Below are 15474 nucleotides of genomic sequence, written 5' to 3'. Positions count from 1 at the left end.
TTCTTCGGGGGTAAACTCACGTTCGCGCATGAACTCTCTCCTTTAAATTTAGTGTATACGAAAAAAAGCCCTTTAGCTATTCGCTAAGGGGCTTTTTATTAGTGTCCAAATTTAAGGATACAGTTCAAAGCGGGCTTTTTTTTCATTTGTAATTAATCTCTTATATCCGCTTTCCAGCCGCTGAATATTGAGCTTATGTCTCCTGAGTGTGTTCTGAAGTCAACCAGAACAGCCGCATAAAGGTGGACAATGAGGAACGCAGCGGTGATATATACCACGAAGTAGTGTAGATATCTTACCCACTGATTGGACATTATGCTGAAAATAGATCCGAAGAACGCATAATAAGCGCTGTCCGGGTTTATCTGCGACCATAGCGCAAATCCGCTGAATATCTGGAACAGGAATACACAGAAAATGGCGATGTAAGCATACTGCGCCATAGGGTTGTGAGTCAGAAGGTGCGGCGGTTTATGCTCAAGAAACCCGTAATATTTGAGATAAGATATTATCAGCTTCCTGTCTTCTTTGTTAAAGGGGTTGAAAAACGTACTTATGTTGGAGTATTTGTTGCCGACTATTCCCCACCACATGCGTGCAAGCACGCTTATTGAGAAGATTATCCCTGTGAGATAGTGAATGAACCTCGCATAGCCCATCATGTATGGGAAGTCCACTGGGTTAGGCTTCATAAAAGGGTAGTGCATATAAAGCCCGGTAAGGACAAGGATCATTATACAAAGCACGTTGACCCAGTGAGTTATACGCACAGCCGCCTGCCAAACATAGATAAAGCCGCGTGCGGGGCAGGCATGCCAGAGGTCTTTAGCTGTTGCTGTTACCATGACGTCCTCCTGAATTTATTAACTACATAAGTGTATAACTTTTTTCTGGAAATATCCATCAAACCTTCGTTTAAAATGAAAAAAATATGAACGTCAGATTATATTGTCCAGCTCAGGAAGAATAACATTCAGGAAATATTGTACGCTGACCAGATCTGATTTTGCACATTTATCTCTTATTTCAAGGTATTTGCGCTTAAAGGGGGAGTTGTTTCCCAGCTTAACTTCAGTCAGACATTCGAGCATAGCGTCGATATAGTCGGCGTATTTCAGTATTTTTCCTTCAAGGGTCTCGTCTTTTCCGTTAAAAAGCATGTTGTGGTATATTTCTTTATAAGGTTCCTCTATGTCGGAAAGGAGCAGTTCGTCCACAATCATGTTTTCAATATCTGCAACGGCAGCTTTCATTTTAGGAGTTTTGTTTTTTACATGGCTGAGGATATCCCCTGTGAACGCTTCGATAACGTCGTGGTTAAGGGCTTTTTTGTAAAGAATTTCCCAGTTCACGGAGCTGCCGTGCTGTTCCTCAATTATTCCAAGCATTTGTGCAATCTGGGTTACGAGAAAAGAGTGTTCGGAAACGGACGAGCGTACATGCATGAAATCGCTTGCCCATCTGCTGATATGGTTTAGTTTTCTCGCTGCAAGAAGATATTGTCCAAGTCCCATTGGTACCTCCCTATTATGGTATCGCAAAAAAATAACGGATGTTTAGTGATGATTTTTTCTTTTTGAGATGTTATATTGATAAAAAACAAAGTGTGCAGGCAGATGATATTTGATAATTTTCTGGTTGGACGCCAGCCTATACTTGACGCGAACGAAGATGTATTCGGTTATGAATTTTTGTTCAGAAAGGCGGGCTGCACTGAAAACAAAGCTGAGATATATGATTCTGTTGTGGCAACCTCAAGGGTGCTGGTCAACATATTTCAGAATTTCGGCATCAAAAGTCTCACAAACGGTAAATACGCATTCGTCAACATAGATGATGATATCATCGTTCAGGATATTCTTGACGTTCTCCCCAAAGACAAAGTCGTTTTTGAGATAGTCGAAACGACAAACGTAAAAAAAGAGGTAGTTGAAAAGGTTGCGGCATATTTCAGAGCCGGATATCTCTTTGCTCTCGATGATTTTGTCCTTAGCTCAGAATATTTTTCTATGTTCATGCCGCTGTTTCCGTATGTTGAATATCTGAAAGTGGATATGAAGGAGAACTGCCTCATAAAAATGGAGCGTGTGGAAAAGATTTTTCACGGCAAACACATGAAACTTCTTGCTGAAAAAGTTGAAACCCGCGAGGATTTTGATTTCACAAGAGACTGCGGCTTTGAGCTTTTTCAGGGGTTCTTTTTTGAGAGACCAACCATCATAAATAAAAAGAACATCGAACCCGGCAAGGCAACTATTATCCGCCTTCTTTCACACCTTGCTCAGAATGCGGATATAGACAAGATTGAAGCTGAGTTCAGGATACAGCCGGAGCTGACTCTGAAGCTCCTTAAACTGATAAACGCCTGTTCCTACTGTCTGAGAAACGAGATAAACAGTATACGCCATGCGCTTACCCTCATCGGCAGGGAAAACATGCGCAAGTGGCTCACCATAATGCTCTATGCCAGCACCGGAGGCAAAAGGTTCAAATCGACCCTGCTGGAAACGGCTATGCTCCGTGCACATACTCTGGAACTGCTCTGTGTGAGGGTTTTCGGTGAAAATTACCACGGCAGAGCGGATGCTTTTTTCATCGGTCTTCTGTCATACGTTGATGTTGTTTTAGGTATTACGAAAGAGGATCTGATGGATTCAATCAACGTAAAACCCCTTATAAGAGAAGCAGTGCTTGACAGAAAGGGAGAAATAGGGAATCTTCTTGCTATACTTGAGGATGTGGACGACAACAATTCCGAGATAAAAAGGAATAAGCTCGCCGCTCTCAAACTCACCGAAGAGGATATCAGCGATATCAAATTCAAAGGGCTTGACTGGCTGGCAGAACAGCAATCCGTTTACAACAGCATCTGAAAGCACTATACTTGTCCTAAAGGCGGGTTATGGCAAAGACATCAAAGTGTTCCGGCAAAAACGTTATAGTCGAAGATTCAAAATGTGCGCAATGCGTGCACCTGCGGCGGCTTCTGATACCAGAAATGAAAACCTGCTTCAGCCTGAAATGCGCTGCAGCGGATAAGTATATGAAATCCCCCCGAAAATCCTGCACCATGTTTGAACCGGAAACATGGGAAAAATTTCTTGATACCGGAGAAGAAGATGAGAATTGAATACTCAAACAAAGTGATTAGAAAACTGACGGTGAAAGTCACCGATAAACCCGGATTTCTCGGTCAGCTCACAACAGCCATCGGCAGATGCGGCGGACTCATAGGAGAGATATCCACCTCGCACCTTGGTAAAGGTTACAAGATACGCGCGCTGGACGTATATGCAGAGGATGAGAACGTTCTTAACGACATACTGGCGTCCATTAAGAATATTGAAGGCATGGAGCTTGTCTCCGTTACCGATATTGTAGAGGAAACACATATGGGCGGCAAGATAGAGGTTCGTCCGACAGTGGATATAAACAGCCTCGATGACCTGCGCATAGTTTATACCCCAGGCGTTGCGTCCATATGCCACAAAATCCACAAAAATCCTGCGCTGGCACGCAAATTCACCACCATCAGCAACAACGTTGCGATTGTTACCAACGGAACCGCAATCCTCGGTCTGGGCGACATAGGCGCAGTTGCCGGTATGCCTGTTATGGAGGGCAAGGGGATGTTGTTCAAACTCCTTTCCGGCATAAACGGAATACCGATACTTCTGGATACAAAAGATCCTGAAGAGATAATTAACACCATAAAACATATAGCACCGACTTTCGGAGCCATTAAACTTGAGGACATAAAAGCGCCGGAATGTTTTGAAATAGAGGAAAAACTGGACGCCATGCTCGATATCCCCGTTATGCACGACGACCAGCACGGAACTGCAGTTGTTGTTCTTGCGGCGCTCCTCAACATCGCGAAATACACGTTCATCAACCTGCGTGAGTCAAGCGTCGGCATCATAGGTCTCGGCGCTGCCGGAACAGGAATCATGAAACTCCTTAAAGCATACGGAGTTAAAACATTTAACGGCGTAGATCTTGATGTTTCCGCCATGGAAAGGTTCGAAAACCTCGGAGGGAGCAGAAAAGACCTTCGCGGTGTGGTAACCGAGTCAAGAATAGTGATAGCCACAACCGGATGCCCCGACCTTATCACACCCGACATGGTTCAGGAAGGGCATGTTATCCTCGCGCTTTCAAATCCAAATCCTGAAATTGACCCTGATCTTGCCGTTAAACACGGTGCGATATTTGCAGCCGACGGTAAATCAGTGAACAACGCACTTGCATTCCCCGGTCTGTTCAAGGGCGCTCTGGCGGCAAACGCCGTCACAATAAACGATCAGATGAAAATTGCCGCAGCAAAGGCAATCGCCTCGTTCGCTCTGGAAGGCGACCTTGTACCGAATATCCTTGACCAGAACGTACACAATGCCGTTGCAAAAGATGTTGAGACGGCTGCGTACCGCTCCGGAGCAGCAAGGTTTACAGATGAATAAAAAACTGCTTATGTTCATTATCGCCGCGGTCTTTTCGATTGCGGCGGTACACGGTTCATATGCAAAAACTTTCGTTACGATAGGCACAGGCGGTGTCACAGGGGTTTATTTCCCGGCAGGCGGCGCAATATGCCGTATGATAAATAAAAAATCACAGATTTATGATATAAAAGCTACTGTGGAACCCACCGGAGGTTCAGTTCATAACGTTAATGCAGTGCTTGCCGGAGACATTGACTTAGGAATAGTCCAGTCTGACATTCAGTATCAGGCTGTCAAAGGTCTTGACCAGTGGAAGGACAGGGGACCCCAGACCAAACTAAGGGCTGTTTTTTCACTCCATCCCGAAGTTGTAACGATAGTTGCTTCTGATAAAAGTAAAATAAGAAAACTTGCCGACATGAAAGGCAAAAGAATAAACATAGGCAATCCCGGTTCGGGGCAGTATGTCAATTCGGAAGATATTTTCAGTGCGGCAGGTCTTAAAATCTCAGATATTAAAGTTGAAAAAACAAAGGCGGTTGATGCTCCTGCTTTGCTGCATGATGGCAGAATAGACGCTTTTTTCTATACCGTCGGGCACCCGAACAGCAACATAAGGGAGGCTGTTTCTGGTCGAATGAAGGTTCGGTTCGTACCGGTTGATGCAGAACAGGCAGACTATCTTATAAAAAAATTCCCGTACTATGTCAAAACATTCATAAATGTAAAAGACTACCCCGCAGCATCAGGCGGCAGGAAAAACGTATCCGCTGTCGGTGTTAAAGCCACACTGGTCACATCCTCCGATGTCTCAGATAAAGTTGTCTATGCCGCTACAAAGGAAATATTCGATAATCTTGAAGAGTTTAGATCTCTTCATCCTGCGCTGGCAAATCTCACACAGAAAGATATGCTTCAGGGTATGACTGCGCCCGTGCACTCTGGTGCCATGAAATATTACAAAGAAACCGGACTGGACAGGTATATCAGCTCGGATCTGAGATAAATCAGCCTTTTTTCTTGCTAAAATGATAAAACATGAATAGTGTAGCTGAAAACAGGGGGTAGAGATGCTTAATAAAGAACTGGTTTTCATTCTTGAGAACGGAAAGAATGCTCTGGTGATAAACCTTAATAATTTTAACACCATAGAGTTCGACGACGTGAAAATGTCCGTTATGATTGACCACGGAACATCTGAAAGAAACGTGGATTTTGATAATAAGAAATCTTATAACGATTTCAAGGCGCAGATAGTGGGTGCTCTTATAGAAGAGGAATAACAAAACAGGGCGGGGCTGATGCTCCGCTTTTTTTTCGTCTTCTTTTAATCTGATATTGACAATCAGTATCAACTATGTAAGATGTCATTGGTTACGACATTACATGTAAAAGGAGACAGCTATGGGAAGCATAGGACTTTTTTACGGATCTAGCGGCGGAACAACCGAGTCAGTCGCACAGAAAATCGCTGCGGCACTTAATTCCAAGGGGTTTGTTGTGGATGTCATCAACGTTGCGAACGCCTCTAAGTCGGCGTTTGAGAAATACGACAAACTCATTCTCGGTTCTTCCACATGGGGCATGGGCGACCTTCAGGACGACTGGGAAAATATTCTCGGAGACCTTGAAGAAGTGGACTTTAACGGCAAAACAGTTGCATTCTTCGGTACGGGAGATCAGGAAACGTATGCTGACACCTTTCTTGACGCCATGGGTACTCTGTATGAAAAGGTTGTGGACAGCAAGGTGAATATCGTGGGTACATGGCCTACTGAAGGTTATGGTTTCAGCGATTCAAAAGCTGTTGTCGACGGTGAGTTTATCGGGCTTGCCATTGATGAGGACAATCAGTCCTCCATGACGAAAAAACGCATTGCAGACTGGGCGGAGATGCTCACCTCTCAGATGGCATAGATTATATATGAAAAAAGCCGCTCGGATGAGCGGCTTTAGTTTTTTCAGAAGACAGGCAACAGTTTACCTCCTCCTTTCAATTCCATTTCTTTTCCGCCTATCCAGTCGTTCATCGAATTGTTGCCGTCGTAATAGATATTGAAACCGTTACTGTTTATGTTGGCGAGTGTTTTATCATCATCGCGCAGTTCTGTAAGATAGGAGTCTGCAGTAAGGTTCCATTTTGCCTCTTTTCCCAGCGAAAGCGATATGAACCCGGCTGTCTTATCGCTGTTTGCCGTTCCTGTCCAGAATGCAGCCCCTTTCAGATAGATTTTGACGCTGCTTATTGCGTCGCAGAGTATATTACCAGCTGCATTCGTATCCGTGAGAGTAAAATCCGCATCGGAACCGTTTCTGCCTTCCTGCCCCCATCTGTCTCCAGATGCTCTGAACAGAGTGTTTCCGTTGTCATAATTCTCTATTGTTACGTGTTTTACAATAAATTCGGCTCTGGTGTTTGTTGTGTAGAAAACAGCGCCTTCATATGACTTTATGCTGCCGCCGTTCATGATGAAACTGCTTTCTCCTATTTCAGAGTCGCCTGAGAAACTTTGGTACAGCATCACGCCGTTTCTTTTGTAACACGTCATATTGCTGTCCGTGATGGATACGCTGTTTTTGCCTTCAACAACAGCACATTCCGCACCTTTCGACTCACCCACGACACTTTTAACGGAGATATCTCCGGTTGAGTATATTAAAGGAGAGCCTGCGCCCTCTGTTTTCAGTGTGCCGTTTTCAACCGTGACCGTACCGCCCCCTCTGTCAGTTGCAATGGCCGCACTGTGCGCGCCAAGTGTGCTGATTCTGACATCTTTGGCAGTTATGCTTCCCTCTCTTGTCGCGTGGAGTCCTCTTGATGAGTTTGCCGAGGTTTTTATATCAATGCCGTTAATATTTATTTCCGCACGTTTTCCGACAGCAACGACTGCGTTTGCGCCTGCGGCATCCGTTGTGACAGCCGTTTTGTCCATATTAAGCGATGATCTGCCTATAACGAGCACAGCTGAGTTTATACCGTAAAAACCGGCAGATTCTTCATCCTCTGTGCCGCCTTTTTTGGTGATAACAGTTTCTGAGAGGTTGAGCTCACCGTTTATTTTGACTACCACAGCCGACTGATCGGGTTGTATAGCGTCATACGTTTTTCCTGTTTGCGTTTCAGAAGTTCCCTGCACCACATAAACGCCATTTATCTTTTCAAGCACGGCTTTGGCGGCCTGAATCTTATTTCTGAAACCTTTGGGAGGAGGTCCGGGATGCTTTCCTTCCATCGGTGGCTGACCACAGCACATTGGCGGCATATCTTTCTGTTGTGCCCCTGGTCCCATGTTTACACCTATTTCGGCTCCTGAACCGTAATTCCCTCCGTGCGCGTTGAAGGAAACTGAAGGGTCATTCTCTTTTTCATACCTGCCTGCACAGCCAAGAACAGAGGCACTCAGGCAAACTGCAATTACGATACTGATTGTTTTCATATGTACTCCATATAAAATAATATGATGTACAATATCATTTGAATGGATAGATATTATGCCGGAAAAGGGGAATTGAAATGGAAAAGCCCCGCCTTAGAAGCGGGGCTTGAAATAGTCAGTTAAGCGCCAATCATTATTTTTTCGACGTCGCCGGCCACATCACCGATGGGCTTTATGTCGAAGTTTTCCACAAGCACTTTCGCCACGTTGGGAGAAAGGAAAGCGGGAAGGGTCGGTCCGAGGCGTACGCCTTTCACACCGAGGAAGAGCAGTGCGAGGAGCACCGCAACGGCCTTCTGCTCATACCATGCTATGTCGAATGAAAGAGGAAGTTTGTTTATGTCGTCCAGTCCGAATACCTCTTTCAGTTTAAGTGCGATAACCGCCAGAGAGTAGCTGTCGTTGCACTGACCTGCGTCGAGCACTCTGGGTATACCGCCTATGTCGCCGAGGTTCAGTTTGTTGTAACGGTATTTAGCGCAGCCCGCAGTAAGGATGACTGCGTCCTGAGGCAGATTTTCAGCAACTTCTGTGAAGTAGTTTCTTTCCTTATGGCGACCGTCGCAGCCGGCCATAACTACGAATCTCTTGATTGCGCCTGCTTTAACAGCTTCAACAACCTTGTCTGCAACTGCCATTACCTGTGCGTGTGCGAAACCGCCGACGATTTTGCCCTCTTCAATCTGAGTGGGAGCGGGGCAAGTTTTTGCCAGTGCGATTATTTCGCTGAAGTCTTTCTGACCGCCGTCTTTTCTGTCGGCGATATGTTTAAGACCGGGATAACCAGCCATGCCTGTTGTGAACATTCTGTTTTTATAGGAATCTCTTACGGGCACGATACAGTTTGTGGTCATAAGGATGGGTCCGTTGAAAGATTCAAATTCCTTATCCTGTTTCCACCATGCGTTTCCGTAGTTGCCCACGAAGTTGTCATATTTTTTGAACTCAGGGTAGTAGTGAGCGGGGAGCATTTCGCTGTGGGTATAAACGTCAACGCCTGTACCTTTTGTCTGCTCCAGAAGGTCTTTAAGGTCTCTCAGGTCGTGACCGGAGATAAGGATGCCGGGTTTGCCGCCGACACCGATGTTAACCTCTGTAACTTCGGGATTGCCGTATGTTGAAGTATTGGCTTTGTCAAGCAGAGCCATGGTCGTAACGGCTATTTCGCCTGTTTTCATGATAAGACCGATAAGCTCGTCAACGGAAAGGTCTTTTGTTGTGCCTGCAAGAGCCTTGAACATGTGCTCATAGATGGCTGTGTCCTCGAAACCGAGAACGTATGCGTGGTCGGCGTATGCCGCAACGCCTTTAAGACCGTAGATAAGGAGTTCGCGCAGTGAGCGGATGTCTTCGTTTTCCTGTGAAAGAACACCGAAGGAGTTGCCTTTTGCGATGGCGTCAGCCATGTTTGCGGGAATCCAGTTTGCGCAGTCGCAAGTGATGTTTGCGCCGGAGATAGCTTTCAGCTCGTTGCGGAGTTTAACGCCTTCAAGGATGAGTTCATAGATGCGTGCATCGTCGAAGTTTGCGTTTGTGATTGTGGCGAAAAGCGCCTGTGCTACAAAACGTCCGTATTTTTTATCGGCGTTTGTGTTTTCGGCATAAAGGGAGATGCCTTTAAGTGTATAGACCAGTGCGTCCTGAAGAGCCGCACATGAGTCTGTTTTTCCGCAGACCCCTTTTACTGTGCAGCCTGTACCTTTTGCTGCTTCCTGACATTGAAAACAGAACATACTCATAGTTGTTGTCCTCCTGATGTTGTTGCTCATGGGAAGACAATAGAGCATTTTTGTCCCGAATAAATTGAGCTATGTCAAAAATACGCCTAAAGTTGAAATTTCACCCTGAAAAGCTGTCCGTAGCGGTATAGAGTCATCATTATCTCTGTGCCCATGTTGTCCATTATGTAGCTGTTCAGATGGTTGATGTCCTTTATCTCCGTGTCATTCATTGCAACGAGAACGTCGCCCTCCTGAACGGTTTCGGATATCCCTGTGGATGATATTACAAGATAGTCGTCTTTCGGTGTGAAAGTCAGCCCGTATGTATTGCGGAGTACGGAAATGCCGTAGTTATCAGGATATTCAGTCAGAAGTATCTGTCCTTTGAATGTTTTCGAACCGCGCTGAACAACGACCTGAACGACAGAAGACGGTGGATAGCTTCTGAGCATGTTGCTCATTGCGAGAATGGAGGACACCGGAAGTCCGTTGACCTGAAGGATCCTGTCGCCTGTCCGCATACCTATTTTTTCAGCGTTGGAAGCCTTTTCAACCCGCGTCACAACAAGGCTTATACCGTCTTTATCTTTCAGCTCTCTTGCTGAAAATCCCATATATCCGGCAGTTACTTTTCCTGTTTTAAGGATTTCCGGTAATATGCGTATTGCAGTGTTTATCGGAATGGAGAAACCTATTCCCTGTGCCTCCTGAACAACTGCGGAGTTTATACCTATTACCTCTCCGTCAAGGTTAATTAGAGGTCCTCCGGAGTTGCCGGGGTTGATAAGTGCATCTGTCTGTATGTAAAGTGAATATCCGTTACCTATGTTTATAATCCTTTTAACTGAGCTGACCACGCCGGTTGTGATTGAGCTGTTAAGTCCGTATGGGTTGCCCATGGCTATGACCGTTTCGCCAAGCATGGCGCCGTCGCTGTTGCCTATTTTCACAGCCGGAAACTTGCCTCCGGAGATTATTTTCAGCACAGCTATATCCAGAATTTTGTCCCCGCCCACAAGGCGAGCTTCATAGCTTTTGTTGTCGGTGGTTATTACATATATTTTAGTAGCGGATTCGATGACGTGATAGTTGGTTATTATCGTGCCGTCGGTTCGGACTATAAAGCCGGATCCCAGGCTTTGGGTTTTGTATGTTCTGTCGTAGCCGAAGAAATCATTCATATAGTTTTCGCCGTGGATTGTTTCGCGTCCGAAAGGTCCGACGGAGGTGCGGACGAGTTTTTCAGTCCTGATGTTCACGACAGAGTTTTCAATTTTTTTGACTGCGTCTACGACCGGTGAATATCTGTTGCTGCCCGCTTTAGGCTGTGCCGGAGCTTCCGCCTGCGGAGGTGTCTGATTCTGCTGTGACGGCTTATTCTGCTTTTTTTCCTCTCCGCAGCCGAAAATCATAAGAATCATTGCAAGAAACAGAAATATTTTTTTCATGCGAAGCCCTTCATTTTTTCAATTATTTTAAGAATATATTTGAACCGACTGATTAATTCAAGTATTCTGTTTTAATGTCGGTTAAACACTATTTTGAAGAGGGCGGGGAGCTTGAAAAAGTTCTGCCCAGATATAGGAAAAGGCAGGCGCAGATAGACGCCTCTGAATTTATATACGCGTCAATGGAAAACCGTGTTCCGGCTGTTCTGGAAGCACCCACAGGTTCCGGAAAGACTATGGCATATCTTGTTCCCGCTTTCGATCTTAACCGCCGCACCATAATCTCCACAAAAACAAAACAGCTTATGTCCCAGATCGCCGGTAAGGATATCAACACTGCCAGAAGGATTTTTGGAAACGACAAGTATGTTGCCGTCCTAAAGGGCAGAAAGAATTATTTCTGTCACCTGCGCTTCTTTAAGCTGATATACCCTCATCCGGGGCGGTACGAAAAGGTTTTGGAGTGGTATGAATCCGTTGCCAGACAGGAGATTATAGAGATGCCTGTGGGGCTGTTCAATATGGCGGAGATCGAGAACATGACAACCGATTCATGGATGTGTACAGCGTCCAAATGCGAATTTTACGATATCTGTTCATTCTACCGCGCAAAGCAGAATGCCAATGACGCGGATATAGTCATAACCAACCATTACCTGTTGATGAGCGATTTTGCGCTGAAAGCAGAGAGCGAACACGCCAGCATCTTCGATTTTGCCGACCATATAATAATGGATGAGGCTCACTCCATACCTGATATATTCCCCAGATTTGCCGGAACGGAACTTTCGCTGCGCAGCTTTCTGCGTGTTATGAACGAGAACCGACCTGTATTTGATCCGCGTGAGATAGAAATAACCGCAGGAATGCTTTCCGGGCTTCTGGAGGACATAACGGAGCGGCGTTATACCTCTGAGATAAAGGAAAGGCTTCTGGGGTACATAGAGTTTGCCAACAAAGCCATCGGTGAAAAGGATGTTGACGATCTCAAACAGATAAGCAAACGCCTCAACGACAAGGCGGAAAGCGTAATGGGTGACAGTGAGGGCGTGCGTTTTGCTGAAACGGAGCGTGGCGATATAATACTTCAGTATATTCCGTTCGACGCATCCGAGAAACTGCGCGAAGGTCTGAAAAATTCGTGCATATCTCCGGTGTTTGTGAGTGCCACTCTGTCCGTTAAAGGCAGTTTCGAGTATTTCCTTAATGAAACCGGATATTCGCACGACGAAGTTGAGACGAAAAGTCTTGAACCTGTTTTCAACATGAGCGAACAGGGCAGGCTGCTGGTCAGGGACTGCGATGATGCTTTCTATGAGGAACTGGCGCTTAAAGCCAAAGGTTCGGTACTGGTCATATGCAACAGCGTTTCCCGAATGAACAGGGTTGCAAAGCTGCTGAAAACCATCATACCCGAGAGGGTATTCGCTCAGAACGAGATAGACATAAGCGATACGGAAGGATTTGTTGATGCGTTCTTTGTCGGCTGTGCCGTATTCCGCGAGGGCATGGATTTTGCACATACAGGCATATCTTTTGTCGTTCTTGACAAACTTCCGTTCGAATATTTTGAGGATATAGTATTGAAAGAGAGGGCGGCTTCTCTGAAAAATAAAGGTCTTGAACCTTTTAAAGACTATTTTTTGCCGCGGGCTGTGATATACTATCGTCAGGCGGTCGGAAGACTTCTGCGCCACGAAGATGACCACGGCGTGTGGGCTGTTCTGGACAGCAGGATTGAAACCAAAAATTATGGAAAGTATTTCCGCGATGTGTTAAGTAATGTACCTAAGATAGATTCCATTGATGATGCGGTTCGTTTTCTGGAGGTTACTGATGAAACGGATTAAAGTCGATTATAACTACGTCATGGACAAGTTTGTTGCGGACGGACTCAGCGAGGAAAAACTCGAAGAGTACAAAGAGAAGGCGAAACTTGGGCTTTCACGTCTGCTGCGGATGTTCGACGACGGTCAGGCAGGATTCATCGGACTTCCTGAACAGAACCTCGCACCCATTAAAAAATTCGCTAAAGAGATAAGCGGCAAGTTCAACGATCTTATCGTCGTCGGTATAGGCGGCAGTTCCCTCGGTGTTGAAACCGTATGCAACGCTATGCTGCCGTTCGGTTATAATGCCCGTTCGTTTGCGGAGCGCGGCTGTTTCCCCCGTGTATGGGTTGCGGACAATGTTGACCCCAGTAAAATAAGCTCTATACTCTCCGAGTGCCAGCCGGAGGATACTTTCGTTTGTATCATAACGAAATCCGGCAGTACTGTTGAAACAGCGGCAAATTTTGGAATCATTTATGAATGGCTCACTTCCAAAGTTAAAAATCCTAAAAAACAGATATGCGCTATCACCGACCCTGAAAAGGGCGCACTGCGCGCAATGACAAACGATAAAGGTTTCGTATCTTTCGATGTTCAGCCGAACGTCGGAGGGCGTTTCAGCGTGCTTTCACCCGTGGGGCTTGTTCCTGCGGCAATAGTCGGACTTGATATAGAAAAGCTCCTGGAAGGCGCAAAATCCGTCAACAAGGACAACTATGAACAGATTCTAACTCTGTCTGCTATCTATATGTATTTCATGGATAAAGGTAAAAATATTAATGTCATGATGCCTTATTCATCCCGTCTGATATCCTTTGCCGACTGGTACTGCCAGCTATGGGGAGAGAGTCTCGGTAAAAACAGGACAATAGACGGAAAAGATACTGTTTTCGGCACAACCCCTGTGCGGGCAACAGGAACCATTGACCAGCACTCTCAGGTTCAGCTTTATAAAGAGGGACCTAACGATAAAGTATTCACCTTCATAGAGGTTCTGAACCACGACAAGGACAGGAAGATAACCTCTCCATACGAGGCATACGATTATCTGAACGGACATGGTATGGGCAGGCTGTGCAATATTGAGCTTATGGGCACAGAAGCCGCCCTGAAAAATTCCGGAAAGCCATCTGTTAAGATATCCCTTGATATAGTTGACGAATTTACCATCGGCGCACTGTTTATGATATGGCAGTATATTGTGCCCGTAATCGGTCTTGCCTGCGATATAGACCCTTTTGACCAGCCGGGTGTGGAAGAGGGCAAAGACTACGCATATGCGCTTCTCGGCAGAAATGGATATGATGCTACCAAAGCCAAATTCACGGAGATATACAAAAAACAGGATGATTTTATCGTTTGAGAAAAAGCTGTCCGCAAGACTTGGTGAACTGAACGGTAAAAAACTGCTGGTGGCTCTCTCCGGCGGCAAAGATTCCGTGTCTCTGCTGCATTTTCTGAAAAAGAATGAAGGGATAAAGAGTTATCAGATCGCCGCGTGTCATGTCAATCATATGTACAGAAAAACCGCGTGGTGGGATGAAAAATTCTGCTCGGATTACTGCGACAAGCTGTCAATTCCGTTCACTTCCTACAGATGTGATGTTCCGCGATATTGCGCCGTTAAAAAAATGAGCTTTGAACACGGCGCAAGAGTAATACGATACAGGGCACTGCACGAGGCGGCACAAAAATCCGGTTCGGATCTGATACTTACGGCACACACAAAAGACGACCTTGTGGAGACTTTCTTCATACAGGCAGTGCAGGGGGCTTCGGCATTCTCTTTGAAAGGGATAAGTGAACAGGACGGTATACTGCGCAGGCTGATGCTTGATATCTCTTCTGAAGAAATTTACGAATACCTGAACAAATATGGCATTGCGTATGTCATTGATGAGACCAATAATGATGAAAAGTATCTCCGCAATTTCATCCGTAAAAACATTACGGCGAAGCTGGCGGAGTTCCGAAAAGGCTACGAAGATAATATTGTTTCTCTGATGAGAGATAATCTGCGTTTTGACAATTACTTGTCTGAAAAATTTGAACCAATGATTGAAACCTGTGAAAACGGTGTTCTGGCCGTTGAAACGGATTTTTTTAACAATCTTTCCGAGCTTGAGCAGGAGTATATCCTGCACAGAATGGGTTCAAAATGTTTTCGTTTCGAACGCAGGCACCTTTCGGAGATGCAGAAGATTCTTGATAACGAATTTTCCGTCCGCGGCGACATGCCCGACGGATATAAATTTGAAAAGAGCGACAAATATTTAAGGCTTTTTCACGGAAGGAATGTTTATCCGTTCGAAATTGTCAAACCTGCCGGAGAAGACTCTCTTTTTATCCCGCAGACGGGTAAAAGGATGAAGTTTTCCGGAAAATGGAAAGATGCCGAACTTCTGGTGCGCAACAGGCGCATCGGCGACAGAATAAAGATGAAAAAGGTCAAAGATGTCTTCATCGACATGAAACTTGACCTGTACACAAGGGATACCGCACTAATAATTCTTGAAAAAAATGTAATCGTATGGGTTGAAAATATCTCACATGATGGTAGTATAGCTCTTTATGTGAAATAAAACGGGGGAGAT

The 15474-nt window shown here is 45.4% G+C and carries 14 protein-coding genes; 9 read left to right on the top strand and 5 right to left on the bottom strand.

The window, feature by feature from the left end:
- Nucleotides 1–152 precede the first annotated feature (152 nt).
- A complete protein-coding gene (cybH, locus tag Q7P67_RS03995; protein ID WP_303850609.1) occupies nt 153–845 on the bottom strand; it encodes a Ni/Fe-hydrogenase, b-type cytochrome subunit in 693 nt (230 codons plus the stop codon).
- A 93-nt stretch (nt 846–938) separates the two neighbouring features.
- Nucleotides 939–1514 carry an HD domain-containing protein gene (locus tag Q7P67_RS03990; protein WP_303850608.1) on the bottom strand — a complete coding sequence of 192 codons (576 nt, stop codon included), beginning with the start codon at nt 1512–1514 and terminating at the stop codon, nt 939–941.
- Between the two features lie 102 nt (nt 1515–1616).
- Between Q7P67_RS03990 and Q7P67_RS03985 the strand changes: the two genes are divergently transcribed.
- From Q7P67_RS03985 to Q7P67_RS03960, 6 genes are all read left to right on the top strand, one after another.
- Nucleotides 1617–2873 (top strand): EAL and HDOD domain-containing protein, encoded by a 1257-nt coding sequence (locus tag Q7P67_RS03985; RefSeq protein ID WP_303850606.1) that lies wholly within the window; start codon nt 1617–1619, stop codon nt 2871–2873.
- Nucleotides 2874–2902: 29 nt separating this feature from the next.
- Nucleotides 2903–3130, top strand: coding sequence for a hypothetical protein (locus tag Q7P67_RS03980; RefSeq protein WP_303850605.1), 228 nt, complete (start codon nt 2903–2905; stop codon nt 3128–3130).
- Nucleotides 3120–4460: an NAD-dependent malic enzyme gene (locus Q7P67_RS03975; protein WP_303850603.1), complete on the top strand. Its 1341-nt coding sequence runs from the start codon at nt 3120–3122 to the stop codon at nt 4458–4460. Before Q7P67_RS03980 ends, Q7P67_RS03975 begins: the two co-directional genes overlap by 11 nt.
- Entirely contained in the window at nt 4453–5448 is a 996-nt protein-coding gene (locus Q7P67_RS03970) for a TAXI family TRAP transporter solute-binding subunit (RefSeq protein ID WP_303850602.1), read from the top strand. Before Q7P67_RS03975 ends, Q7P67_RS03970 begins: the two co-directional genes overlap by 8 nt.
- Before the next feature lie 64 nt (nt 5449–5512).
- Nucleotides 5513–5725, top strand: coding sequence for a hypothetical protein (locus Q7P67_RS03965; RefSeq protein ID WP_303850601.1), 213 nt, complete (start codon nt 5513–5515; stop codon nt 5723–5725).
- 121 nt (nt 5726–5846) lie between these two features.
- The gene (locus Q7P67_RS03960) at nt 5847–6359 is read left to right on the top strand and encodes a flavodoxin (protein WP_303850600.1); all 513 of its coding nucleotides are present in this window, start codon (nt 5847–5849) and stop codon (nt 6357–6359) included.
- 44 nt (nt 6360–6403) lie between these two features.
- Here the strand turns inward: Q7P67_RS03960 and Q7P67_RS03955 are convergent, their stop codons facing one another.
- From Q7P67_RS03955 to Q7P67_RS03945, 3 genes are all read right to left on the bottom strand, one after another.
- Entirely contained in the window at nt 6404–7879 is a 1476-nt protein-coding gene (locus Q7P67_RS03955; RefSeq protein WP_303850599.1) for a hypothetical protein, read from the bottom strand.
- Nucleotides 7880–7998: 119 nt separating this feature from the next.
- Nucleotides 7999–9612, bottom strand: coding sequence for a hydroxylamine reductase (hcp, locus tag Q7P67_RS03950; protein ID WP_369695993.1), 1614 nt, complete (start codon nt 9610–9612; stop codon nt 7999–8001).
- A gap of 92 nt (nt 9613–9704) precedes the next feature.
- Nucleotides 9705–11048, bottom strand: a complete 1344-nt coding sequence (locus tag Q7P67_RS03945) for a trypsin-like peptidase domain-containing protein (RefSeq protein WP_303850597.1) — start codon at nt 11046–11048, stop codon at nt 9705–9707.
- Between the two features lie 74 nt (nt 11049–11122).
- Here Q7P67_RS03945 and Q7P67_RS03940 point away from each other — a divergent pair, with 74 nt between their 5' ends.
- Genes Q7P67_RS03940 through tilS form a run of 3 tightly spaced genes read left to right on the top strand, consistent with a single transcriptional unit; the run spans nt 11123 to nt 15462 of the window.
- Nucleotides 11123–12898 carry an ATP-dependent DNA helicase gene (locus Q7P67_RS03940; protein WP_303850596.1) on the top strand — a complete coding sequence of 592 codons (1776 nt, stop codon included), beginning with the start codon at nt 11123–11125 and terminating at the stop codon, nt 12896–12898.
- On the top strand, nt 12885–14243 hold the full coding sequence (locus Q7P67_RS03935; protein WP_303850595.1) for a glucose-6-phosphate isomerase: 1359 nt from the start codon (nt 12885–12887) through the stop codon (nt 14241–14243). The genes Q7P67_RS03940 and Q7P67_RS03935 overlap by 14 nt, the downstream gene beginning before the upstream one ends.
- Complete coding sequence (tilS, locus tag Q7P67_RS03930; protein WP_303850594.1) at nt 14227–15462, top strand: tRNA lysidine(34) synthetase TilS; 1236 nt, start codon at nt 14227–14229, stop codon at nt 15460–15462. The genes Q7P67_RS03935 and tilS overlap by 17 nt, the downstream gene beginning before the upstream one ends.
- The last annotated feature ends 12 nt before the right edge of the window (nt 15463–15474 follow it).

It is taken from the genome of Seleniivibrio woodruffii (genome assembly GCF_029267515.1).
Classification (GTDB): domain Bacteria; phylum Chrysiogenota; class Deferribacteres; order Deferribacterales; family Geovibrionaceae; genus Seleniivibrio; species Seleniivibrio woodruffii_A.
This window is presented reverse-complemented; position numbering and strand designations above follow the sequence as displayed.